Annotated in this window: 23 protein-coding genes; 7 read left to right on the top strand and 16 right to left on the bottom strand. The window is 46.0% G+C overall.

Annotation, left to right across the window (positions count from 1 at the left end):
- Positions 1–47 precede the first annotated feature (47 nt).
- The 3 genes from MHH25_RS08990 to MHH25_RS08980 form a co-directional block, all read right to left on the bottom strand.
- Entirely contained in the window at positions 48–1,595 is a 1,548-nt protein-coding gene (locus MHH25_RS08990; RefSeq protein WP_340019842.1) for an extracellular solute-binding protein, read from the bottom strand.
- Positions 1,596–1,701: 106 nt separating this feature from the next.
- On the bottom strand, positions 1,702–2,631 hold the full coding sequence (locus MHH25_RS08985; protein WP_081745926.1) for a carbohydrate ABC transporter permease: 930 nt from the start codon (positions 2,629–2,631) through the stop codon (positions 1,702–1,704).
- A 30-nt stretch (positions 2,632–2,661) separates the two neighbouring features.
- The gene (locus tag MHH25_RS08980; RefSeq protein WP_017689672.1) at positions 2,662–3,567 is read right to left on the bottom strand and encodes an ABC transporter permease subunit; all 906 of its coding nucleotides are present in this window, start codon (positions 3,565–3,567) and stop codon (positions 2,662–2,664) included.
- Positions 3,568–3,975: 408 nt separating this feature from the next.
- Between MHH25_RS08980 and MHH25_RS08975 the strand changes: the two genes are divergently transcribed.
- Positions 3,976–6,228: an AraC family transcriptional regulator gene (locus MHH25_RS08975; RefSeq protein WP_340019841.1), complete on the top strand. Its 2,253-nt coding sequence runs from the start codon at positions 3,976–3,978 to the stop codon at positions 6,226–6,228.
- Positions 6,229–6,358: 130 nt separating this feature from the next.
- Here the strand turns inward: MHH25_RS08975 and trmB are convergent, their stop codons facing one another.
- A complete protein-coding gene (trmB, locus tag MHH25_RS08970) occupies positions 6,359–7,114 on the bottom strand; it encodes a tRNA (guanosine(46)-N7)-methyltransferase TrmB (RefSeq protein ID WP_076252463.1) in 756 nt (251 codons plus the stop codon).
- Positions 7,115–7,266: 152 nt separating this feature from the next.
- Positions 7,267–7,467: a hypothetical protein gene (locus tag MHH25_RS08965; protein ID WP_036610190.1), complete on the bottom strand. Its 201-nt coding sequence runs from the start codon at positions 7,465–7,467 to the stop codon at positions 7,267–7,269.
- Positions 7,468–7,906: 439 nt separating this feature from the next.
- On the opposite strand from MHH25_RS08965, the gene MHH25_RS08960 reads away from it, so the two are divergent.
- From MHH25_RS08960 to MHH25_RS08945, 4 genes are all read left to right on the top strand, one after another.
- Positions 7,907–8,860: a TIGR01212 family radical SAM protein gene (locus MHH25_RS08960; protein ID WP_036669734.1), complete on the top strand. Its 954-nt coding sequence runs from the start codon at positions 7,907–7,909 to the stop codon at positions 8,858–8,860.
- A complete protein-coding gene (locus MHH25_RS08955) occupies positions 8,861–9,445 on the top strand; it encodes a class I SAM-dependent methyltransferase (protein ID WP_036669733.1) in 585 nt (194 codons plus the stop codon).
- Positions 9,446–9,634: 189 nt separating this feature from the next.
- Positions 9,635–10,612 carry a type I phosphomannose isomerase catalytic subunit gene (locus MHH25_RS08950; RefSeq protein ID WP_340019840.1) on the top strand — a complete coding sequence of 326 codons (978 nt, stop codon included), beginning with the start codon at positions 9,635–9,637 and terminating at the stop codon, positions 10,610–10,612.
- A gap of 41 nt (positions 10,613–10,653) precedes the next feature.
- Positions 10,654–11,634 carry an alpha/beta hydrolase gene (locus tag MHH25_RS08945; protein ID WP_340019839.1) on the top strand — a complete coding sequence of 327 codons (981 nt, stop codon included), beginning with the start codon at positions 10,654–10,656 and terminating at the stop codon, positions 11,632–11,634.
- 126 nt (positions 11,635–11,760) lie between these two features.
- Here the strand turns inward: MHH25_RS08945 and odhB are convergent, their stop codons facing one another.
- The 6 genes from odhB to MHH25_RS08915 form a co-directional block, all read right to left on the bottom strand.
- Complete coding sequence (gene odhB / locus MHH25_RS08940; protein ID WP_074094281.1) at positions 11,761–13,032, bottom strand: 2-oxoglutarate dehydrogenase complex dihydrolipoyllysine-residue succinyltransferase; 1,272 nt, start codon at positions 13,030–13,032, stop codon at positions 11,761–11,763.
- A 5-nt stretch (positions 13,033–13,037) separates the two neighbouring features.
- Positions 13,038–15,911, bottom strand: a complete 2,874-nt coding sequence (locus MHH25_RS08935) for a 2-oxoglutarate dehydrogenase E1 component (RefSeq protein ID WP_340019838.1) — start codon at positions 15,909–15,911, stop codon at positions 13,038–13,040.
- A 634-nt stretch (positions 15,912–16,545) separates the two neighbouring features.
- On the bottom strand, positions 16,546–16,980 hold the full coding sequence (locus tag MHH25_RS08930; RefSeq protein WP_253506948.1) for an NUDIX domain-containing protein: 435 nt from the start codon (positions 16,978–16,980) through the stop codon (positions 16,546–16,548).
- On the bottom strand, positions 16,981–17,478 hold the full coding sequence (locus tag MHH25_RS08925; protein WP_036610208.1) for a GNAT family N-acetyltransferase: 498 nt from the start codon (positions 17,476–17,478) through the stop codon (positions 16,981–16,983). It abuts the gene before it with no gap.
- 360 nt (positions 17,479–17,838) lie between these two features.
- Complete coding sequence (locus tag MHH25_RS08920; protein ID WP_340019837.1) at positions 17,839–18,348, bottom strand: 8-oxo-dGTP diphosphatase; 510 nt, start codon at positions 18,346–18,348, stop codon at positions 17,839–17,841.
- Positions 18,349–18,586: 238 nt separating this feature from the next.
- Complete coding sequence (locus MHH25_RS08915; protein ID WP_253506943.1) at positions 18,587–19,375, bottom strand: DUF3891 family protein; 789 nt, start codon at positions 19,373–19,375, stop codon at positions 18,587–18,589.
- 195 nt (positions 19,376–19,570) lie between these two features.
- Here MHH25_RS08915 and coaA point away from each other — a divergent pair, with 195 nt between their 5' ends.
- Both coaA and MHH25_RS08905 read left to right on the top strand, forming a co-directional pair.
- Complete coding sequence (coaA, locus tag MHH25_RS08910; protein ID WP_036610217.1) at positions 19,571–20,500, top strand: type I pantothenate kinase; 930 nt, start codon at positions 19,571–19,573, stop codon at positions 20,498–20,500.
- A 64-nt stretch (positions 20,501–20,564) separates the two neighbouring features.
- A complete protein-coding gene (locus MHH25_RS08905; RefSeq protein WP_036610220.1) occupies positions 20,565–20,927 on the top strand; it encodes a DUF423 domain-containing protein in 363 nt (120 codons plus the stop codon).
- A 69-nt stretch (positions 20,928–20,996) separates the two neighbouring features.
- On the opposite strand, the gene MHH25_RS08900 is transcribed toward MHH25_RS08905, so the two are convergent.
- The 5 genes from MHH25_RS08900 to MHH25_RS08880 all read right to left on the bottom strand — a co-directional run bounded on the left by MHH25_RS08900 (position 20,997) and on the right by MHH25_RS08880 (position 24,016).
- Positions 20,997–21,548, bottom strand: a complete 552-nt coding sequence (locus MHH25_RS08900) for a histidine phosphatase family protein (RefSeq protein ID WP_076252479.1) — start codon at positions 21,546–21,548, stop codon at positions 20,997–20,999.
- Between the two features lie 24 nt (positions 21,549–21,572).
- A complete protein-coding gene (gene murI / locus MHH25_RS08895) occupies positions 21,573–22,355 on the bottom strand; it encodes a glutamate racemase (protein ID WP_340019836.1) in 783 nt (260 codons plus the stop codon).
- A 116-nt stretch (positions 22,356–22,471) separates the two neighbouring features.
- On the bottom strand, positions 22,472–22,858 hold the full coding sequence (locus MHH25_RS08890) for a hypothetical protein (protein ID WP_340019835.1): 387 nt from the start codon (positions 22,856–22,858) through the stop codon (positions 22,472–22,474).
- 28 nt (positions 22,859–22,886) lie between these two features.
- Positions 22,887–23,357: a GNAT family N-acetyltransferase gene (locus MHH25_RS08885; RefSeq protein WP_340019834.1), complete on the bottom strand. Its 471-nt coding sequence runs from the start codon at positions 23,355–23,357 to the stop codon at positions 22,887–22,889.
- On the bottom strand, positions 23,357–24,016 hold the full coding sequence (locus MHH25_RS08880; RefSeq protein WP_340019833.1) for a GNAT family N-acetyltransferase: 660 nt from the start codon (positions 24,014–24,016) through the stop codon (positions 23,357–23,359). The genes MHH25_RS08885 and MHH25_RS08880 overlap by 1 nt, the downstream gene beginning before the upstream one ends.
- Positions 24,017–24,061 lie beyond the last annotated feature (45 nt).

Raw genomic sequence — 24,061 nt, 5'->3', positions numbered from 1 at the left:
TGCCTTCGAATTTGAAGGCACCTTTTCTTTATGAAGGAAAGTACAAACTATTGAGTGCCTGCTGACTTCAAATACTCCTGCCACTGCTTGGTGTATTCTGCCTGAATTTTTTCCAAACCTGCTTGTTTAGCCTTCTCCATAAATGTGTTCAATCCAGCCTCTACGTCTGCCACCAAACCTACATTAAGCGGATACAGATATTGTTTTTCCACTTGTTCCAATGCAGCCTTCTCGGCTTGGTACGGTGTCCAGTCTTCAGCAAATCCGGTATAAATATCCGGCTTTTTGATTTTGTCGAGATCTTCAAACATGGTCAGCACGTCATCAAAGGTTTTGTCATAGAGCATGAATTCCGGGTTACGCCATGCCCAACCATTCATGCCCTCACGCGGGAAGCCGTTTGTTTGTGCATCGCCTACCATTTTGTAGTATCCATTATCTACCTCGAAGTTTTTGCCTTCAACGCCGTATTCAGTCAACCAGTTATATCGTTTGTCTGTCACCAGTTTCTCATAAAATGCCAATGCTTTTTCCGGGTTTTTACTGCTACGCGGAATCGCAAAACCATTGTGGATCGGGTGAACCGGTTGTGCAAACCCTTTCGCATTCGGGTACGGGAAATAAGCCAGTTTCCAATCTGGATGAGTAGACTGCACCTTGATGACATCTGCATTAAATTTGTTCGGGTTCTCCCCGGAAAGAACAACAGCCGCTTTTCCATTTTGCAGCAATGAGTTGGAAGTATCCTTTACATTCAGTACGTTTTTCGGGAAAAATCCTTTGTCCATCCAACGTTTGTATGTTTTCAGGTCTTCCAGGTGTTGCGCCGATCCCCAGTAGGACGTCACAGTTGTTGGTGTATCATACATAATATCCAGTCCATATGGAAGTTGACCTGCTGTATTAACCAGCTTGGATGTCAATTGACGAATACCATGGGTATGGTTGGCATTGCTATCCGCAATCGGAATCATATTGGGTTCGTTGGCTTTGATGCCCTCCAGATACGCTTCGAGCGTCTCCAAGGATTCCGGTTTCGGAAGATTGTACTTCTCGCGCAAGTCCTCACGGTACGCAATTCCCTCGGTTACATACTCAATCCAAGTGGATGGAACTGTATAGATTTTGTCATTGATTTTGACAGCATTCCACATGTCATCAGGTACATGAGCTTTCAGCGCTGGCGCTGCTGTAGGCAACATTTCATCCAGTGGCAGGAACGCACCCTTCTTGGCATAGGACTGGTAGAATGTCCAATCTGCTGTGAAGATCAGATCGATCGGCTGTCCGGAAGACAGCAGCAATTTATATTTTTGATCCCAGTCGGTCCATGAGGTGTAGTTGAATTTCACATTGACGTTCAGATCAGCCTCCGCCAGCTTATTGATCTCGGATTCAATAACAGGTAGATCTTTCGGAGCATCCCCAAGCATGTAAAATTGAAGTGTGACTTTCTCTCCTTTGTTCCCGGATGTTCCTCCCTGCTCGCTTCCTTGCGTCGGTCCCCCCGAACCGTTATTACATGCGGCAAGCACCCCGGCGAACAACATCAGGGCAAGTACCAGAGACAGGTGCCGAATTGTTTTGTTACGCATACGCATCCTCCCTTTTTGTGGTGAACCTTTATATGTTAGCGCAGACTCGCCATGCTTCAGACCGGAAATGATGTCAATGGCCTGACACCCACAGCGTGTTCACGTTCTAACCTTTCACTGCACCAATGGTGAGTCCTTTGACAAAATAACGTTGTACAAACGGATACAGGAACAAAATCGGTCCCGTTACAACGATGGCCATTGCCATCTTGGTTGATTCGGTAGGCACATCCTGACTGAGTGTGATCCCTGTGCCAATCGCCATCTGGTCAATGAATGTGATCGTGTTCATCGTGTTGTAGAGATAAAATTGCAGTTGGTACATATCCGGGTTGTTAATGAAGAGGGATGAGGTAAACCAGTCATTCCAGTAACCGAGTGCCAAGAACAGACCTACGGTGGCGATACCAGGCATCGCCAGTTTCAACACAATGCTGAAATAGATACGGAAGTCATTCGCTCCATCAATTTTGGCGGACTCAATCAATTCATCCGGCACTGCCGAGCGAATGAAGTTTTTCATCAGGATAATGAGGAATGGCGTCATCAACCCCGGGAAAATAAGTACGGTGTACGTATCTGTGAGATTGAAGTAGTTCGCCAGCATAATGTACCAAGGCACAAGTCCCCCACCAAACAGGGTTGTGAAGTAGATAAAAAACGAGAACGTGTTCCGATATTTAAAATCCTTACGCTGGAGCACAAATCCAGCCATCGTGATGAGGAACAGCCCTAGCGTAGTCCCCACCACCGTTGTAAAGACCGTTACCCCATAAGCCTTGAGTACCTGAGTCGGGAATTTGAACACCATTTTGTAACCTTCCAGGGAAAAGTCCGTTGGAAAAAGGTGATAACCATCCCTCACAATGGACTCGTTGCTGCTGAATGAACCGGATAAAATCAGCAGAAACGGTAGCAAGCACATGATTGATAAAATGATGATGAAGCTGTAGGAAATCAGTTGGAACATGAAAGTGAATTCCGAATCTCTGAGACGAGTATTCGTACGAGTGTGAGTATTCATTGGCGTGTTCATGATCGTTCTCCCTCCTGCCCTGCGGGCGTTCTAGAACAAGGCGTAGTCCTCATTTACTTTGCGGATAATATAGTTGACGGTCATGATCAAAATGAATCCGAATAACGACTGATACAAACCGGCAGCTGTTGCCATCCCGATATCAAACGTTACTTTCAGTGAACGATACACATACGTATCAATAATATCTGTAGCGTTGTACAACACCCCGTTGTTGCCGATCAGTTGATAGAACAGGTCAAACTGCCCCTTCATAATGCTGCCAAGCGAGAACAACAGCAGGATGACAAAGGTTGGCTTTAGCATCGGTACCGTAATGTACCAGATCCGCTGAAAAATATTGGCTCCGTCGATTCGGGCAGCCTCATAATACTCGTCACTGATACCCGTTATGGCGGCCAGATAGATGACCATGCTGTATCCAAGATTTTTCCATAGATAAAAGATGATGATCAGAAACACCCAGATCCAGGGTGTGTTATAAATGTCGACCGGGCCGGCCTCAAAACGTTTGAGCACAGTGTTCACAAAACCCGACTCGTAGTTAAACATGTTGTAAGCGATTACACTTAATAGTACAAATGAGATGAAATACGGCAAGAACATGACGGATTGCGTGATTTTTTTGAATAACCTGCCCCGGATCTCGCTAAGCATGATCGCGCAGAAGATCGCCAGACCGTTTCCTAATATAATGAAGGCGAGATTGTAACCCACAGTGTTGGTTGTGAGCTTCAGCAGCATTCCGGATTGCCACAGGAACTTAAAGTTCTCCAGGCCGACAAATGGACTGCCAAATAATCCGCCTTCAAAATCATACCGGGTGAACGCATAATAGATGCCGACCATCGGAAAATAGGAGTTAATCAGAAAAAAGATCAGCGTGGGCAACAGCATCAGAAACATGATTTTGTTTTTGTTCAATTCTTTGAGCATGGCTCGATCCCTCCCGAATTTCTTGCGGTGCTGCGTGGTGGAGCTCTCTTTTTATTGTAGATGCTCTCTTCACTCACGGATACTGAAGCTTCCCTTCAGAAAATGAACGATTCTGCGAAATGAACTATGAACAAAATGAACGAACCATGAAATGAACAGACATCCACACACATCCGTTCACAAATGTTGATATCGTGCATAGGCTACACCTAGTGAACAATCCAGCGAAAGTTGAACTTTATGTAGAGAAAACAGGCAAAATGGCCTGTCCAGCATTGATGTAAACGCATACATAATATATAATTCAAGTTACTCTTGCTCTTCTGTACATCGATATATGAAGCCTCACATATGTATATGAAATTCTATGTTGTTCACCCAAAATAGGAGGTCTGAGGGGGAAACAGAATGCGTAAACGTTCAGAGGACAGTCAGAAGGTCTTCACACGGATTCTGATCGGCATTATTATCAGTACCGTCGCTACCTTACTTGTGGCTTCTTCTATTTTGTACGTCAACTATAATCGGATTGCTCTTCGTCAGGTGTATCGTACAGATATGAACAGTCTTACTCAAACCAGCCGTGAAGTGGCCAAAATGACCGAGACTGCAAAATCATTGTCATATCAGATTTATCAGGACTACACCATCTCTTCATTACTGCTCTATTCCAAACCGAATATCTATGAGATCACATCGGCGATGGAGCAGCTAGACAACTACCGTATGTCCCTTCCCTTTATCGAATCCATCTATGTATATAACTCCAAAAGCAATGAATTCTTTATCAGTTCCAACGTGCGCAATGGGCAGCAGTCCGTCTCGGAAATCGACGATCAGGGGATTACAAGCATCCTCCAACGCTTCCATGACTATAAACCTTTTGTCCCCATCCCGCGTACATATCAGGTCGGGTCTACCGAAGCAACAGAGGTTAACAGCTACACCTATCTCTGTTATGACACGATTAATGATAACGCAAAGCTAAATTATGCTGTCATCGTTAATATCAAGGATGATTGGCTCAGCCCAAATATGAATGCTGTGGATCAACCAGGCAAAACCTTTATCGTGAATGAGAATGGAGACCTTTTATCTGACTTTGCCGACCGTGCATTGATGAAAAATCTCTCCAGCGAAGCTTTTATGAAGCCAATTATGCAGGATACGGGGCAATCAGCTTACTTTACCGAGAAGGTCGACGGAGAAAAATCGCTCATCACCTATACCGCTCCCGATGACCTGGGTTGGCGTTATGTGAGAATAACACCTTATGATCTGATTACTTCAGATATACGGAGTATGCGCACACATACCGTTCTGTTTTGTGTCGGACTTCTCATTGCAGGCTTGCTGCTCTCTTACCTTGTGTCCCGAAAACTATATCACCCTATTGATAAGGTGCTTGTTCGTTTACGTGTGATGGAAGCAGAGCGACGTGGCAGTCTTCATTTGTTACGGCAGGATTTTCTACGAGGAGCCCTGCAAGGCCGCGAAACAGTAACTGGAGGTATGCTGGAAGAACGGATGAAGTTCTATGGTTCCTCCATTGATGTTCAGCGTGCATCCAGGCTGGTATTGCTGCGTATTGACCATTTTACCGAATTCTGCGAAACGTACCGTGATGAGACCCAGCTTGTAAAATACGCCATGATGAACATATGCACCGAGACAGCCGATCTCCACTACAATGCGGAAGCTGTGGACATGGGCGGTGATCTGATCACACTCATCTTCAATGAGAAAGCGGAAAGCCATGAACTTGAGCAAACTGCTCATAACCGGATTGAAGAGCTGCTACGTATGATGCAGGCAGCTGTAATGACCCATTTGAAATGCTCCATCTCCTGTACGATCGGCACGGAAGAAGATTCATTGGAAGACAGTATTGCATCCTACACCAGATCAGCCGAAGCCTCACTGCATCGTTTGTTCATGGGACCAGGCTGTCTGATCTATACCTCTGACATCATGGCTTATCACGCCAAGGAGTACGCATTCCCAGCAGGTAAGGAAAGACAACTTGTCGATCATCTAATGACAGGTAAGACGCAAGAAGCAAAACAAGTCTATGCAGATATCGTGGGCGAAACAGCTGCATATCCATTTACCGTCTTCCAGCTAGCCTTATCCCATCTGACGATGACACTGAACCATGTACGAAATACCCTCAAGAAGAATAATCAACTCACGCTTAATTCAGTCTCGGATGGTCTAATGTTGCCTGTCAAAGACGCGGAAGACATCAGTGAAGTACATGAACACTTCTATCGGATGTTTGATGAGCTTGGTTCCAAAGTGGAGGAGAAACGTACGCTGAAGCACGAAGAGTTGATTCGTAAAATCAATGGCATTATTGAGCGGGACTATGCGGACCCCAATCTATGTCTAACTTCTATCGCAGATGAGTTGGGCATGTCGCCCATCTATGTAAGCAGGCTCTACAAACAGCTTACCCTGAAAGGGCTCACGGACGTGATTAACGAAACCCGCATAGCCAAGGCACAGCATCTGCTGGTGGAGACAGAAAACTCCGTTGCCGACATTGCCGAGAGGACCGGATTCACCAACAGTTCATACTTCTATCGCATGTTCAAAAAGTTCAATGGGGTTACACCAAACGATTATCGCCGCAAAGAATTTCATTCAGAAAACTTTTGAAATCATCCCAGACTTGAGTTTATGGAGCATTGCACATGGATTGTTAATGCAAAAAAAAGAGCGACCTATGAGAATGAATCATTCACCTCATGTGTCGCTCTTCTTTAATGAGTTTAAGTTAGATTTCGATTTATTCCTGTTCCTGATCTTCACCAGACTCATCAGAAGCTTCACGAACTTTATACTTGTCCAGACGTGTCTGCTGATACTCACGCAGGGCCTCTTCACCCACAATCACTTCAACCCGGTGAATGTTCATACCTTTACCCATGAATTTCTGCTCGTACTCCGTCATCACATGTTCTTCATTCAAACCATCACGATGCAGATTCAAAGAAATATTGGTCATTTGCAGGCCGAAGTCGGCAATGGCGTTGAGTGAGAAATCAAACAGCGTCTCCGAATCGGTTTTGAAATGAATCTGACCTTTGGGATTAAGCAATTCCGTGTATTTCTTCAGGAAGCGCGGGTGCGTCAAACGACGACGTGCATGCTTTGCTTTTGGCCAAGGATCACTGAAGTTCAAATAAATGCGTTCCAGTTCTTCCGGTTCAAAAACTTCTTCGATCTGTTCAATATTCGCCAGCGCAAGCTTCAGGTTCGGAGGTGTCTCCACATCAGCCTGACTCCACGCATTACGAGCTTTCTCACTGGCACGACGCACCAGTTCATCATACATATCAATACCGATGAAATTAAATTCCGGATATTTATAACTCATTTGGCTGATAAATTGACCTTTACCCATACCAAATTCCACGAAGATCGGATGGTCATTGCCAAACAGTTCAGACCATTTTCCTTTATGTTGCTTCGGGTCCAGTACAACAAGATCAACTTGCTGCTCCAGATTTTCTCTTATCCCTTTTCTGCCACGTAAACGCATGTTATTCCTCCGTTTGTCCCATACTTGTCTCAGACTTATTTTGCCGAAGAACTGGCAAATTGTAAAGAGCAATGAAAAGGGAATCTTCGGATCTGCCACTTTGGGCAAATCTCAAAGATTCCCTCTTCGATTTATTTGGAATTGGGGTCCAACTACTTTAGTAGTTCATAGTCTACCTTATCTTGGTGTGAAAAATCAAATGTCTTTTCGAAAGCATCGCGAACTTTTTGTCTTGCAGCCGCTTTCACTTTCGGATTTCCATTAAAACGAACACCTGTTAAAGCCAGTGCTTCTTCTGCCGTCAATTCAACAGACACATGATTCAATTCATTGTTTTTAACTTGGGAATTCATTCATATCACCTCACGGTATAGTATGGTCCATGACGTCAACGTTGATTCAAATGCTATGATGAATAATACCCATTAGATGGTGTCTGACGCTGATTTAAATATAACATAAGGTGTAAACTATAGCAAGGAGAAAACCTTGATTTTACGGCCTATTTTTGCGTTTAGATTCCCTTTTTTTTTAGTTTTTTGATACAATGATAAAGTGAGCATTTTGCATAAATCCCATAAGCGTCTTCCAATCAGCAAGATATGGATCAGGATGCTTTTTCCTGTCCATATCTTGTACCCGTGAGTGATTGAAATCGAATAATGCAAAATGCTAAAGTTCATGAAGACACCTATAATCGCTATCCATCGTCTATGACGGAAATCGCATAGCGCTTCTTCTTTTGTTCACGTATGATTACGGTAATTCGACAGCCAAAGGAGTACCCTGAAGATGAATGCACCTGCATTACAGTCCCCTCTCCTGTGGGGAGATAAACGATTCCATACCTGGAATTATGAGATGCGCGATCAATTTAACAATAAGGTTTTCAAAGTGATGCTGGATGCTGGATTCACCTGTCCCAACCGCGACGGCTCCATTGCCAAAGGTGGATGCACCTTCTGCAGTGCGCGTGGATCAGGCGATTTTGCTGGCAGCAGACGTGAAGATCTGGTCACCCAATTCAATACAATTCGAGATAAACAGCACCTCAAGTGGCCTAAAGCCCATTATATTGGCTACTTCCAAGCCTATACGAATACGTATGCTCCGGTTGAGGAGCTGCGCGAATATTTTGAAGAAATTCTGGAGCAACCCGGTGTTGTTGGTTTGTCCATCGCCACTCGCCCGGATTGTTTGCCAGATGACGTTGTTGATTATTTGGCTGAACTGAACGAGCGCACCTACCTGTGGGTTGAGATGGGGCTTCAAACCATCCATGATTCCACATCAACATTGATTAATCGCGCGCACGACACGAAGTGTTACGAAGAGGCGGTTGAGAAACTGCGTAAACGGAATATACGTGTGTGCACACATATCATATATGGTCTGCCTCAAGAGACACATGAGATGATGCTGGACACTGGACGGGCAGTTGCCAATATGGATGTACAGGGAATCAAGATTCACCTGCTGCATCTGATGCGCAAAACACCAATGGTGAAGCAATACGAAGCTGGTCTTTTACGTTTTCTGGATCAGGACGAGTATATCAAGCTGATCGTAGATACACTGGAGATGCTTCCACCGGAAATGATCGTACACCGTCTTACAGGCGACGCACCACGTGATCTGTTGATTGGACCGATGTGGTCCATGAACAAATGGGAAGTGTTGAACTCCATTGATCGTGAGCTGCGAGAGCGGGATTCATGGCAAGGTAAGTATTGGAGGCGAGCATAGATGGGCTTTCTTTCAGTTCTCAGCTGTGCGCATCAGTGGATTGCTTCCCGTCTGCAGCCAGGTGATCTGGCCATAGATGCAACGGTGGGTACAGGAGCAGACACACTATTTTTGGCACAACAAGTAGGCCGGCGTGGTCAAGTCATTGGATTCGATATTCAAAGTGAAGCCCTCACGCTGGCACAGGCCCGGATTCGAAAACAAACCGATGAAGCCAAGCTTGGCTCCATCTCCATGCTTCAACTAAGCCATGATCGAATGGCAGAAGCAGTTCCTGAGTCATGGCTTGGTACGGTTGGTGCAGTTATGTTCAATCTGGGGTACCTGCCTTCAGAAAGTGCAGATTCCTCCATCATCACCGAGACTGACAGCACAATCGCTGCACTCGAGGCTGCACTCGCTTTATTACGCCCTCGCGGAATTATTACAGTTGTGCTCTACCCCGGTCATGACGGAGGGGCACAGGAAGCAGAAGCTGTATTGGACTGGTCCTCTGCCCTTCCGGTGGAACAGGCACAGGTTGTGATGTATCGCCAGTTACAGCGAAAAACTTCTCCTTTTCTGATCGGAATCGAGAAAAAATAATTTCCTTTGTTCACCAAATACAATAAACTAGACACAATCGCAAGGCGAGCTATTAACGGCTTTTTCTTACTGCGATCTGTGTTCTACATCTACATATGCAAACGTATTCACTTGTTTGCTCATGGCGACTACATGCCCATGACTGATTAAAGCGATCCACCATTTCATATACTAGAGGAGAGATTACTGATGTCTACGCCATACCCATTACAATTCCAACCTGAGTTCAAAGAACGTGTGTGGGGCGGTCGTGCGCTGGAGCAATTCGGCCTTACGCCCCCTGAAGGACATATCGGAGAAGGATGGATGATTGCGGATCATCCCAACGGTACAACCAAGGTATTAAATGGAGCACTGGCTGGCAAAGGTCTGGATGAAGTTCGTGAACAACTGGGCACCGAATGGCTTGGAACCAAAGGTGTCTCTGAAAAAGGCGGCCGTTTCCCCCTTCTGATTAAGTTGCTTGACTGCAACGATGACCTGTCCGTTCAGGTTCATCCAACTGACGAGTATGAGGCACTTCCTCCTGGCGAGCTTGGCAAAACAGAAATGTGGTATGTACTCGACGCAAAACCGGGCGCACACATCATCTATGGCTTGAACGAAGGCGTTAATCGGGCAACATTAAAAGAAGCATTGGAAAACGGCACGGTGATGGATACCCTTCGTCAGGTACCTGTAGAAGCTGGTGATACGTTCTTTATCCCTGCCGGAACAGTGCATGCGCTCTGTGCAGGTGTCGTTGTCGCTGAGATTCAGCAAAACTCGGATACGACGTACCGGATATACGATTACAATCGTCCAGGACTGGATGGCAAACCACGCGAGTTGCATGTTGAAGACTCATTAAATGTCACCGCCTATGAGGGCGCAGGTGCCTCAACGATGAAAACAAATAACGCTACTCCTGGTGAATGGCTCAAGCTTGCGGAATGCCCTTATTTTGTAGTTGAAAAAGGTATTGTGAACAAACGTTGGGAACTCTCCACCAATCCTGACAGCTTCACGATTCTCGTTGTCTGTGAAGGAGAAGGAACTTTGGAGTGGGCACATGTTGAATCAGACAGCATTGAATTGAAAGCTGGACAATGTTATCTCTTGCCAGCCAATCTGGGTTCTTATACATTGAACGGGAATACCACTGTTCTTCGCTCTTATCTACCCTAAATCAAGCTTATATGTAACCTGTGAAGGAGGAATTACACGAGATGCAGGAATCTACCTTTGCCTTGGTCGCTAGTGAAGGTACCCGTATTTATGTGTACCGCTGGCTTCCCGATCCGGAATGCAACGTTAAAGGTGTAGTGCAAATTGCACACGGCATGGGCGAGACAGCAGCCCGATACGCCGAATTTGCCGACATCCTTACCCAAAATGGCTATGCGGTTTATGCTAATGACCATCGGGGTCATGGCAAAACTGTGGAGAATGCCAAGTTGCTTGGTAATGCTGGTATCGATGCCTTCCGCTGGATGGCGAGTGATATGATCAATCTGGGCGAAGTAGCCGCCAAAGAGAATCCTGGGGTGCCCCTGTTTCTAATGGGACATAGCATGGGCTCATTCTTGGTACAACATCTCATGTACGCTGGTCATGAGCAGTACCATGCCTTTATTTTATCCGGGACAAACGGCAGACGTGGTCTGCTCCGGTTTGGAGAGAAGTTGGCCTTCTTGCAGTGCGGCATTCAGGGTGCTACCCACCCCAGCATGCTACTCAACGCGATTGTATTTGGTGGATTTAATCGCTCTTTCCGCCCTGCAACGACACCGTTTGATTGGTTGTCCCGGGACTCACAAGAGGTTCAGCGATTCATTGATGACCCCCTGTGCGGAGCAGTGTGTACAGCAGGCTTTTTCCGCGACTTCTTCAAATTGCTGCTTGAAGTCCATCTTCCACACAATATGGAGCGCATACCCAAACACAAACCCGTATACCTGTTCTCAGGTGAGAAGGACCCTGTCGGACTTCATGGCAAAGGCGTTCTTAATCTGGTCTCGCAGTATAAGAAACTTCAGCTGGAGAACATTGAGTATCGCCTGTATCCGGATGGACGGCATGAAATGCTGCATGAGATCAACCGAACAGAAGTGGCTCAGCATGTTGTGAACTGGTTAGAGCGGAATACCCCTGGCCCGAATACACACTCTAGTCCGTTGAACCGTACTGAGACGGCTGACTCTATATAATAGAGTCGGAGACATATCAAGAGCAAAAAGAAACCCCAGAATCGGATGTACAGCTCACGCTGCGCACCAGTTCAGGGGTTTTCTTGTTAAGCGATATGAATGATAGCTATAATCAAACGTTATGGATTAACCTTCAATTAACAGGGATTCCGGGTCTTCAAGCAGTTCTTTCACGGTCACGAGGAAACGAACAGCTTCACTACCGTCGATAATCCGATGATCGTAGGACAACGCGATGTACATCATTGGACGGTTCTCCATCCGTTCTGCATCAATCGCCACTGGACGAAGCTGGATCTTATGCATCCCCAGAATACCCACTTGAGGTGTATTCAGAATTGGCGTAGACAACAAGGAACCAAATGTTCCACCATTGGTGATGGTGAACGTTCCACCTTGCAGATCAGATAACGCCAAAGTGTTGGAACGAGCTTTGGATGCCAGGTCCGCAATGCTCTTCTCGATCTCGGCAAAGCCCAGACGATCTGCATCACGCACAACCGGTACAACCAGTCCTTCCTTCGCAGATACGGCGATGCCGATATCATAATACTTTTTGAGTACAACATCTTCGCCATCAATCTCTGCGTTAATTGTAGGGAATTTTTTCAGAGCCCCCACAACCGCTTTGGTGAAGAAGGACATGAAGCCCAGGTTAATTTCATGTTTCTCTTTGAACTTGTCCTTACGGCGTTTACGTACATCCATGATCGCAGTCATATCAACTTCATTAAACGTAGTCAACATGGCTGCTGTCTGCTGAGCCTCTACCAGACGTTTCGCAATGGTTGCACGACGGCGAGACATCCGCTGACGCTCCACTGGTTTGGTATAGGTTGAATTTCCAGCTGCCGGAGCACTTGGTGCTGCTGGAGCTTTACTCGCAGGTGGAGCAGCAGGAGCAGGCGCCTGATTGTTATGACTCTTCACATCATCCTGGTATACCCGTCCAATCGGATCTTTGCTCTGAACCTGATCCAGTTCGATACCACGTTCACGTGCAAGCTTACGGGCAGACGGTGAAGCCGTCTTGGCACTATCGGATGACTCCGGTGCTGCCGCAACAGGTGCTGGTGGTGGTGTTGGAGCTTCAGGTGCAGGAGTAACGGCCTTTTTCTCTTCAGCTGCTGGTTCGGAAGCGGGTGCACCGCTTCCTCCTCCAGAACCAGCTGAGAGTGTACCGATCGTTTCACCGATCACTACCGTCTCTCCTTCCTGACGAATGATCTTCTCCAGCACGCCACTTTCTTCTGCGCTGATCTCAATATTTACTTTATCCGTTTCCAGTTCAAGAAGCACATCACCCTGATTAACGGTATCCCCTTCTTTAACCATCCATCTGGATACAGTTCCCTCAGTTATTGACTCACCCATTGCAGGTACTTTAATTTCACTCACAGCTGTTACCTCCCCAGTGGAATATTATTCTTCGTCGTTTGTTTCAACGCAGATGTAATAATCTGTTGCTGTTCCATACTATGCACAAGCTGATAACCGCTGGAAGGACTTGCGTGTTCCGGGCGACCTTCGTATCTAACGGTTGTGCCTTCCGGGGCAACTTCACGAAGACGAGGCTCCATGTATGTCCAGGCACCCATGTTTTTGTTTTCTTCCTGTACCCATACCAGTTCTTTTACATTGCTGAAACGTGCGAGTATGCGTTTAAGCTCTTCTGCCGGGAACGGATATAGCTGTTCCACTCGAATGATGTGAAGCCATGACCAATCTGCTTTATCTTTTTCAAAAGCATCTTCCAAGTCAATGGCAATCTTGCCACTGCACAAAATAATGCGCTCTACGCGATCCGGCTGTGTACCCAGTCCGGCTTGCTCCAGCACAAGCTCAAACTTGCCTTCACTGAATTCGACTGCCGGTGAAGCAACACGCGGATTCCGAATGAGACTTTTCGGTGACATCATCACAAGTGGACGAGCATCTTCCGTTTCAGTCAACGAAGCTTGACGACGCAACAAGTGGAAGTACTGCGAAGCACTCGACAAGTTGGCAACCGTCATGTTGTCTTCTGCACAAAGCTGCAGGAAGCGTTCCAGACGAGCACTTGTATGCTCAGGTCCCTGACCCTCATTCGCGTGTGGAAGCAACATGACCAGACTGGATTTCTGAGACCACTTGGCACGACCCGCTGATACAAACTGATCAAAGATAACCTGTGCACAGTTGGCAAAGTCACCGAATTGAGCTTCCCAGATGACCAGTGTATCGGGTGAATATACGTTATATCCGTATTCGAATCCAACAACGGATTCTTCAGACAACGGACTGTTATAGATTGCAAAGGATGCTCTTGCCTGTGGCAAGTGATGTAATGGGCAGAACTTTGCTCCATTCTCCGAATCATGCAACACCAGATTCCGATGAGCGAATGTAGCACGCTCGGCATCCTGTCCACTAATCCGAATTGGCTTGCCATCTGCCAGAATGGTTGCAAATGCGAGTGTCTCCGCAAGGCTCCAATCCACTTTTTCCCCTTCGTTCAGGGAAGTGCTCCGGCGTTGCAAAATTCGCTGTAACTTCGGATACACATTGAAGTTCTCAGGCCATTTCAGCAGATCGGCATTAATGCTGCGAAGATTCTCAAGCGGTACCGCAGTCGGAGTAATCGTAACAGCCTCCGGCTCACTGATTTTCCGCTGATAATATTCATGTACTTCATTTTTCTTCATCTGGTCATAAGCTTCTTTTAATTTGTTCGTTACTCCATCGCGAATGCTCGTAATGGATGCATCATCGATAATCGATTCCTCTTTCAACTGATCCTGATACAAGTGGCTTACCGTTGGATGGTTTTTCACCTTGTCATAAACGATAGGTTGAGTTGTTTCGGGATCATCGGTTTCGTTATGGCCGTAGCGACGATAACCGATCAAGTCGATCAGGAAATCCTTTTTGAAGCGATTGCGATACTCGGCTGCCATACGAATGGCTGCAATACAAGCATCCGGATTGTCCGCATTCACGTGTACAATCGGAATTTCGTACCCTTTAGCAAGGTCACTTGCGTAGTACGTTGAACGGGAATCACTGCTATCTGTAGTGAAACCCAGACGATTGTTGACGATAATATGGATGGTTCCGCCATTCTGATATCCTGGCAGAGCTTTGAAGTTAAGCGTCTCTGCAACGATCCCTTCTCCAGGGAATGCTGCATCACCGTGCATCAAAATGGTAGCTGCCTTCGTCACGTCCTGCTTCGGATACCCAGGGTCACGACGGTCATCCTGAGCCGCACGAGCAAACCCTTGTACAACCGGATTAACGTATTCCAGATGGCTCGGGTTATTCGCCAGAGTAAGGCGTGCCTGTACAGTTTCCCCGTCTTTCACAAAACGGTTGGCACCCATATGATATTTGACATCCCCCGTCCAACCGTAGTTGATCCCAGTCGAACCTTCCGATGGAACCAAATCTTTGTTCGGAGCATGATGAAATTCAGAGAAAATTTTGCTGTACGGTTTGCCCAAAACATGAGCCAGTACATTTAACCGTCCACGGTGGGCCATACCCATCAGAATGTGGCTTGATCCGGCTTCTGCCATGATGCGAACAGCTTCATCCAGCATCGGCACAAGCACATCGTTACCTTCGATGGAGAAACGTTTCTGCCCAACAAATGTTTTGTGAAGATAATCTTCAAATTGCTCGACTTCAACCAAACGTTCCAGCAAAGCCTTACGTTCTTTCGGCGTAAGTGGAGCCGGTGATGTCCGAGATTCCGCACGACGATTCAGCCACTCACGCTCTTGAACTTCGTGCACATGACTGAATTCGTAGGCCATGGGTCCAGTGTATATCTGACGCAAACGTTGGATTGCATCCCATCCGGTTGCTGTCTGCCCATCTGCACCTTCCCAGATCAGGGAAGCAGGCAAAGCTTTCAGATCTTCTTCGTTTAATTCAAAATGCTGAGGTTCTAGCAAAGATGTGTCTGTATCTTCACTGATTCCAAGCGGATCTATATCTGCAGCAAGATGACCATAGGTGCGGATGTTCCATACCAGTTTACCCGCTGTAACCGCTTTCTGTAATAGTTGAATGTCTACGCTTCCGGAAGCCGATTGGGCGTTGCCGGAATTCAAGGTTGTGCGTGCATCCCTGCCAGACATCGGCGGTGCACCCCATTGTTCAAATAGTTCACGATAAGCCGGTGTAACCGAACCAGGGTCTTGAGTGAATAATTCATATTGTTCCTGTACGTATCCCATATTGGGGCCATAGTAACTTTCCCAGGGCTTCTTGTTGCCTTCCACGATCGTCATCGACGTTCCCTCCGTCTTGATTTAGTCATAAGTTTTTGACGGAAATCATTGACTAAGCCGTAATTTGCGTTCGTTCAACATTTTAAGCGAAATTTTTCATGAAGTCCAATAATCGTGCTGTTGGTGGTAGTAACGTTAGTCCGACGCTCCCGTCAAGGTTTGTCTGCGTTTTCAAAATCAAAGTAAAACAATGATTGTATATACCGTCGCACAGATGTCGAATACTGTCCTGATCCGTTCGAAGGTTACACTTTCTCCACTTCTTCAAGTGAAGTCCATGTTCTACTATCTATTCTATAAACTTTTACGCTCAGGAGCATTTCCTATTTTTAGTTCAATTGATGCATAAATTAGATGAATCGAATAAATCGATCAATTTGGGTAGAACAACGAACGCTTAATTACAACAAAATAGGCATACGATCTCCCATTTTACCTCCTTAATTGAATTGTGGTCCATTATGTGCAAAAACAAACCGTCAAGTTAAACATTAACCATTTGACGTCACATTCAACAAATAATTGGGGTTTTCTTCAGGAGACCCACAGCAAAAAGCTGGCCCAGACATAAATTATCCGAGCAGCTTCTTTGGATTCATCAAATTTAAGTTAACAATAAAGTTGAGGATGCACATCAAGATGTACTTTGGCTAATCATATACTCTGCAAACGGCGTTAGGGAAAGATCTCTAACTTGCTCCAGTGTAAACCAGTCCGCGCCCAACGAATCTTCACCATCGGGTTCTTTTTTGATATGATCCGGCTGACTGGCTGCGGTCAAAACAACATCATACAACATCCCGATATGGTGCAACTCTTCCGGCTCACCTTGATACACCCATTCCAGTACCGTAGACTCCGCAGAACGAATCATCACTTGTAGATGGGTCAGGCCCGTCTCCTCTTCAATCTCACGATGAAGAGCAGTCTCTGGCTGCTCGCCAAATTCCAGCCTTCCGCCTGGTAAATCCCATTGCCCCTGATATGCTCCGCGAGCCTTATGAATCAACAGGAATTGGCCCTCCCAAGCTACCAAGCCATATACCCCAATATGTGTATGCCGATTCACTTAAGGACTCTTCCTTTCGTTTTCATCCTCTGTAACAGCATCCAGATCTATGGCCATACGGATCATATCCACACAGCGGATACCATCCTCTATAATCTCTTCCTCATAATGCCTCACAAAGAAGTCACGATCAACCCCGATAATGCGGAAACCGCAACGTTGGTATAACTTCAATTGATGAAAGCTGGAGTTGCCCGTCCCAATCTCGAGAATTCGGCATCCCAATCTACGTGCAGCTTCCATCGCTTCCTTAATCATGTGTTTGCCTACACCTTGTCCCTGCAGTTCTTCCTGTACGGCAATATTAACAATCTCCGCAGTCTCTGGACGAGTCTTCAACAATACGAACTCCCCAACCATCTCTCCTTCGTACTCGGCAATAAAACAAACACCCCGACTCAGGTATTCATCCACAATTGCTTTTGAAGGATCAGCCATCAACAAAAGTTCGTAGGGTCTCTCTTCTTCCCAGTCCAAAATCCGGAACGACAATTTCATGCCAATCTCCACCTTTTCATCGTACAATATTCATTTACGTTCTGTTTGCAGAAGCCTATGTATGGCAAATCTACAAATATATCATTCTTCATTTCAACAAACTAGTTTACTCAAGCTATTAATCACACACTATTACCCACAGACTAGTCATCTCCTATAAAAATAGTAAACTTCATTATATCATAATATTTGGATATAAATATATAGATATGGATGATACATTATGAGGCATTATTTTATATCCTAACCCAAGCTTAAATGCTCATGGATTAATTTCCATTCCCCATCAAGCGTCGCCGCAATGTATCCTTGCAGGGCATGCTGGTATCCCATGATTTTTCCTCCTTCTGACGGTTTAACTTATCGGGTCCTACTCTGTTCAAGTACGGAATCGCTATACACCATAAATGTTTCTTGCAACGTACGTCCGGACGACTTCTCCCAGATCACACTCCGCTCAAAAGTGCCTTTTTGGAAAAAACGTGGGAAACGTTCAGCGAACCAATCCTGCATAGGCAGCTCAAAAACCCGCTTCATCGGCACCCATAACAGCTCGCCTTCGGGCGGATCTTGCAATAACCGACCCTCGAATGAAGTCGCCAAATAGTTAAATACCATGTACCGCAACCCTTGTTCGGGATCACAGAACTCATCAAGCCCTTTATACGTAATCTCATTAACTATTAGCCCCGTCTCCTCCAGAACCTCCCGCACGGCACCATCCACGATACTCTCCGGAAAATCTACCTTCCCCCCAGGAGCGATGTATCCCGGAAATCCTTTGCGGTCCGGCCGATTCATTAACAACACCTGATCATTCGTTTTGTCCCATACCATACACATCGTTAATATCTCTATTCTAGTATCCATATTCGTCCTCCTGCTAACATGCGCTTCTCTGTTGTACACTAACATTTCTGGGAATAACCTGTGTTTTCCTTCTTTATTCCCACTCTGATTCATTCGTATTTTCACCGGTCTCACAGTATAGTCTATGATGATATATATGCATACGAAAGGCGGACGCCCTGTACACCTGTACATCAGAAGCCCGCCTGTTTTGTTATATTCTATGCTGCTATTTCCTCAAGCCTGGAGTTTCCAGTTCTCAGTTCAATTCCGTAATCAACACCCGGCGTTCCTTCCATTCAGCCCGGCGATAAGCCTGTTGCATACCAAATTTGCGGATACTTGCCTTTGGTACCGATTTATATGGTAAAACGATCGTAAAGTCCTCATCAAACGGGAAAAAAGACAGGCCTACTTTTTCATTGGATAACCACTCTGCCTGAATCGGTTGTCTGGAACAGGCATCAAATGTACAACTGAGCCCTTCTGCAAAAAAATCATAACGCGCAGCAGGTGTTCCAGGTTCCTCCATACAGAGAAACAGACTGAGCTGATCACAGAAAAGCATAATCTCCACATCGCTTTGCAGCCTCTGTTTCAGTGCTTCAGCATCACCACCAAGCTGTTTCTCCCAATCCAGCTGACGTTCGTGTTCTTGTTGCAGATAATCTCGGATGTCATCATCATCCTGAGCATTGGCCCCCAGATTTTTCTGAAATAGCTCGGTGTACATCAAGCTACACAATAATCCGGCGTAGAGGTTTTTCTGACGAACTTCTTCAATCCCTTTATGGTAGAATACAAAACGCGGACGCAATGGAAAGTCACGAAACGAATACGGCGATTGACTGTAATCATTCCAGAACGGAGATGAATCCAGTTCAATCCAACCACGGTCATGTTCCTTGGCCGCAAGAATCAATTCATCCCGATGCGCAGCATCGGCTAATAATTCATTTTTCCAGTGGGAAGCCATCTCTCCGGCTACTAATCCATGCTCATGCTGTGCGGTCAAAACAAAATCATGCTCTCTCTCATATACGATCATGTGCTGTCACCCTTCCGCATGGTATACGTTGACTTTAACATAAATTGGGTTAAACTTTCCTAGTAAGTTGTTTTTCGCTCCATTTTGACGAAAGGCATTATGAAAGGCACAATGTAAAGGTGTTGTCAGTTTCCTGAAATTTGATACACTAAAGGTTGTGTCCACAATTATATTACATACAGAAAGCGGGATCTCATGAATTTATACTCTCCTTACATCGAGTTTAACCGCAAGGAATGGGCTGAACTTAAAGAACATCAGACCACTCTTCCACTGACGGAAGCCGAATTAGAACAGTTAAAGGGATTGAATGAAGAGGTATCGATTCAAGAAGTCGAAGATATATATTTGCCTCTTACCCACTTTATTGACCTATATGCAAGAGTTTCACGAGAGCTGAATCAACTGACGGCCTCCTTTATGAAAAAAGAAGCCCTCCCCACTCCCTACATCATTGGAATCGGGGGGAGTGTTGCCGTGGGCAAAAGTACAGCGGCCCGCTTACTACAGGCACTGCTCGCCAGAGGTAAGAATAGCCCGAAGGTTGACCTTGTCACAACCGACGGTTTCTTATATCCCAATGCGGTGCTGCAAGAGAAGGGCATCATGAACCGCAAGGGATTCCCGGAAAGTTATGATATCAAATCCCTGATTCAGTTCATGGGTGATGTGAAATCTGGCAAACCCGAAGTGAAAGCACCCGTCTACTCTCACCTCGCCTACGATGTCATTCAAGGAGAAGAGAAGCAGATCTGTCAACCGGATATTCTCATTATTGAAGGTATCAATGTACTTCAGATCAAAAAGGAAACGCCTTTGCTGGTTAGTGATTTCTTCGATTTTTCCATCTACATTGATGCGGAAGAAGAGCATATACGACACTGGTACGTTGAGCGTTTTAAGCTACTCCGCAATACAGCGTTCCAGAACACAGATTCCTTTTTCCATCAACGATTCGCCAATATCGATGAAGAAGAAACCGTACGTACGGCCAACCAGATCTGGCAAGATATCAATGCCAAAAACCTGCATGAAAACATTTTGCCAACCAAAGGACGTGCCAGACTGATTCTGAAAAAGGAAGCCGATCACTCCATTGGGCAGATTCAATTGCGCAAACTGTAGACAACACTCGTGCAGTACACTTTGATGTTATATCTAATTACCCTTAAAAGGAGAGAAAAACACATTGCAAACCCTGATTATACTCGGCAGTATTATGATGTTCCTGGCTGTTGCATTGGGTGCTTTTGGCGCACACGCGCTCAAGCGCAAACTATCCGCTGACATGATCAAAATCTATGAAACCGGTGTTCAATATCACCTCATCCACGGACTTGGCATCATCCTGATCGGACTGCTGGCAGACCGTCTTGAATCCTCTTCACTCGTCATGCTTGCCGGATGGCTGATGTTCGCCGGGATTATCCTGTTCTCTGGCAGCCTGTACGTTTTAAGTGTGACGGGTGTTCGCAAATTGGGAGCCGTTACCCCACTTGGCGGAGTCGCATTTTTGGCTGGATGGGTTATGATCATGATTGCCGCATTGTAAACTTGCCCCGTGGATAAACGAAAAGAGTGTTCTGGCTGATATAATATCGCTGGAGCACTCTTTTGCTGTTTAATCTGTCCACATTCTTCGAATGGTGGACAGCCCTGCATCCGGTCGTTGTCTCTCCAGCACATACACATCCGGGTTAGACAGTTTGCTCCACTCTTCATAACCAAAGGATGGTTCATACTCACGAATAAGCAGTGATAACAAGTTTCCATGTGTAACCACGGCCGCGTGCTGTTCCGGTCTGCTCCACAACTCTTCCAGTAGTGCCAGCCCCCTTGCAGCCGCGTTTCTCGAAGATTCCCCGCCTTCTTCCACCCAATCCACATCATCGTATGTACGTTTCAGTACATCCATCCAGTTAGACAGATCAAGAGAGCTAAGTATCCTCTCCTGGAGACGTTCATCCGTATGTATATGTTGCAGCGTTGCTATGCCCAGTGGCATAGCCGTCTGAACAGCCCTTTTCCATGGACTGGAGACAATATACGTTATGGAATGATGAGCCAAGATATCTGCAAGTTTTTCAGCCTGCCTGATCCCTTCATCTGTAAGCTCTGCATGGGGTTCCTGCCCTGTGGCCTTGGCGTGACGGATAAGATAAATCGACTGCATAGCTATCACCTCCTATGGTGTAACTTACTTGGAGTTCATCTCAAGATATTGAAGTGCACTGTACATCTTCTCCTGCTCTTCCAGTCGGCCTGATGAACTGAGGAAAGTGACTTCTTTCCCTGTTCTGTCTCCATGTTGAGCCACCAGTCCAAGCCGCTGCTTCAGATGGTTCACCGTGCCTGTACTGCCATCAATAATCTGTATATGATCGGGCAGAACCGTGCGCAGAATGGACGTATAGAATGGATAATGCGTGCAACCAAGCACCACTGTGCCATACCCATGAAGATCGAGATCTGCCAGCTTCAACCTGAAATAATCAGCGATTTTGTCCGGTTCAAAATGTAGTTGTTCACACCACTCCACAAGTTCCGGCAGCGCAATGGAATCCACACTGTGGTGATCATCAACACGCGATACCAGTTCGTTATACTTGGTTTGGCTCAAGGTGAGGGCCGTGGCAAATACAAGCACTCTCTTTCCACTATCACGATTCATCTCCACGGCTGGTTTCACCGCAGGCTCCATGCCAATGATCGGGATATCGTACTTGGCGCGCAGATCCTTCACAGCCAGACTTGTTGCTGTATTACAAGCAATCACTATTGCTTGAACATCCTCCTGAACGATGGCTTCCACACAATCAAAAATATGTCCTCTAACCTCATCCGCAGATTTGGTTCCATAAGGGACATGCAAAGTATCCGCATAATACAGAAATTGTTCTTCCGGAAACTGTTGTAATGCCTTATGCAAAACGGTTAAACCACCGATGCCTGAATCAAAAAAAGCAATTTTCTTAGTCAAGGATTTCACCTCTATAATGTATTCTTTCGGGTTCCAAGAACCTCTCAATGCTGCTCATGCTGACTGGAGGTGAGGTTTGTACTTCCGGCTCATCACACACGATGGATGATGAGCCATTATTCTACGCTCATTTTATACTGTCTGAGCCAGTCCTTGCCACTATGCCACGCCTCTACAGGGTTAAGCTCTCCAAGCAGTTCAGTACTTGCCTGAGCCATGATCCATTCCTTAAGACCATTATCCGGACTGGATTCGAGCTGCTGTAGCAGCAGATGCAATCCTTCCTCACCCGTATTCAAGATGTCGTCGTAAGCCTCCCGGTTACCAGCAATATAATCATTCGGATTGCTGCTGGTCAGGAGGACAGGGTCGCTAACCATCTGCTGCAGGTTGCTTTCAATCGATGCTGTTAATGCTTGGTCTTCTGTCCGAATCGAACATGCTGCTACCGTCAATGCTGTGCATACGGATAACAAACCCAGAATCAGTCTTCTCTGATTCACTGTACCACTCCTTTCAACAACGAGTTAACTACAGAACAAGTTCCCATTGTTCTTCGGTAAGCTCCTGACCTGACAACATCTGCTTGCGGACTTCCTTCACTTCAAAGCCCACAGATTGATATAATCTACGCGCGCCGATCAAAGACTCATTGGTCCACAGGATCACAGATGTGTAGTCCTTTTCTTTTGCAAAAAGAACTGCCTGTTTGATAAGCTCCCCGCCCCATCCTGCACCACGTGCTTCCGGTTCGATCAAAAACCAGCGAAGTTGAGCCGTATTTTCATTCACCTGAGTAAGTCCTATGGAGCCGGAAGCTGTCTGATCTAACTCAACAATCCATAACATCTCCCTCGAATGATTGCCTTTAAGTCCAAACGAATTCACCGAGTTGGTGATAAATTCAGCAAAGCTATGATCATAATTATACTCGTTTCGATAAATTCGGATATGCGCTTCAATGACATACTGCAGATCCTTTTGTACGAAAGTGCGGATCATTAGACATCACAGTCCTTCCTCAAATCCACAGTTGTGATACTGAAATCCACACCGAACTGAATTAATCCGAGTTTACGGGCAACTTGCTGTGAAGCGAGATTATCCCAAGATGTACTGTAGATTGGCATGCGTCCACGCTCCTTGACATAATACTGCCAGCACTTTACCGTCTCCGCTGCATATCCATGTCCTCTATAACCGGGTGCCGTATACAGACTCGCTTCCGCCCCATGATCGGAGAGTCTTGCGGAGCAGCACACTGCCACAGCAGAATCCCCAATAACATAAGCGGCAACAGGGCTTTTTTCATACAAGTAGTCTGTTAATTCAGGGAAATGCTCTGCCAGCAAATAACGCTGCTCCTGACCAATCAACTGAACCTTCTGATTCCACTTGTAAGATATCTCAGGAAAAGCATAGGCGGGTCCCATCCACACACGGTTAACTGGCTCAAAGGTTTCCACCTTGCGAATCAGTTTCGGAATATCCAACGGAAGCTCGCAATCCTTCCCCAACTCATCCATTAGATCCGGCGGTAACTGCTCATGATAATAGATCAGTGAACCAGCAGAAGTCATGCCGATAAAAATGGCTGGAGCCTGCCCACCACCCGGCTCGTTAATGCTTATGAGACGCTGCTGCTCATTGATTGTATACAACGTGCTCACCTGTATTTTCAACATTTCCATAGACAACTAAGAAGT

The organism is Paenibacillus sp. FSL H3-0457 (assembly GCF_037981725.1).
Taxonomy (GTDB): domain Bacteria; phylum Bacillota; class Bacilli; order Paenibacillales; family Paenibacillaceae; genus Paenibacillus; species Paenibacillus amylolyticus.
Note: the sequence above shows the minus strand (reverse complement) of the source record. Positions and strands in the feature narration are given on the sequence as shown.

Bases quoted from the DNA above. Each gene is read 5' to 3' on its own strand.
- MHH25_RS08965 (WP_036610190.1), bottom strand. From the start codon at position 7,467: ATGAATTCCCAAGTTAAAAACAATGAATTGAATCATGTGTCTGTTGAA.
- MHH25_RS08985 (WP_081745926.1), bottom strand. From the start codon at position 2,631: ATGAACACGCCAATGAATACTCACACTCGTACGAATACTCGTCTCAGA.
- MHH25_RS08900 (WP_076252479.1), bottom strand. From the start codon at position 21,548: ATGCAGTCGATTTATCTTATCCGTCACGCCAAGGCCACAGGGCAGGAA.
- coaA (WP_036610217.1), top strand. From the start codon at position 19,571: ATGAATTTATACTCTCCTTACATCGAGTTTAACCGCAAGGAATGGGCT.
- MHH25_RS08980 (WP_017689672.1), bottom strand. From the start codon at position 3,567: ATGCTCAAAGAATTGAACAAAAACAAAATCATGTTTCTGATGCTGTTG.
- MHH25_RS08960 (WP_036669734.1), top strand. From the start codon at position 7,907: ATGAATGCACCTGCATTACAGTCCCCTCTCCTGTGGGGAGATAAACGA.
- MHH25_RS08975 (WP_340019841.1), top strand. From the start codon at position 3,976: ATGCGTAAACGTTCAGAGGACAGTCAGAAGGTCTTCACACGGATTCTG.
- MHH25_RS08915 (WP_253506943.1), bottom strand. From the start codon at position 19,375: ATGATCGTATATGAGAGAGAGCATGATTTTGTTTTGACCGCACAGCAT.
- MHH25_RS08950 (WP_340019840.1), top strand. From the start codon at position 9,635: ATGTCTACGCCATACCCATTACAATTCCAACCTGAGTTCAAAGAACGT.
- MHH25_RS08920 (WP_340019837.1), bottom strand. From the start codon at position 18,348: ATGGATACTAGAATAGAGATATTAACGATGTGTATGGTATGGGACAAA.
- MHH25_RS08990 (WP_340019842.1), bottom strand. From the start codon at position 1,595: ATGCGTAACAAAACAATTCGGCACCTGTCTCTGGTACTTGCCCTGATG.
- trmB (WP_076252463.1), bottom strand. From the start codon at position 7,114: ATGCGTTTACGTGGCAGAAAAGGGATAAGAGAAAATCTGGAGCAGCAA.
- MHH25_RS08885 (WP_340019834.1), bottom strand. From the start codon at position 23,357: ATGATCCGCACTTTCGTACAAAAGGATCTGCAGTATGTCATTGAAGCG.
- MHH25_RS08925 (WP_036610208.1), bottom strand. From the start codon at position 17,478: ATGAAATTGTCGTTCCGGATTTTGGACTGGGAAGAAGAGAGACCCTAC.
- MHH25_RS08955 (WP_036669733.1), top strand. From the start codon at position 8,861: ATGGGCTTTCTTTCAGTTCTCAGCTGTGCGCATCAGTGGATTGCTTCC.
- MHH25_RS08935 (WP_340019838.1), bottom strand. From the start codon at position 15,911: ATGACGATCGTGGAAGGCAACAAGAAGCCCTGGGAAAGTTACTATGGC.
- MHH25_RS08945 (WP_340019839.1), top strand. From the start codon at position 10,654: ATGCAGGAATCTACCTTTGCCTTGGTCGCTAGTGAAGGTACCCGTATT.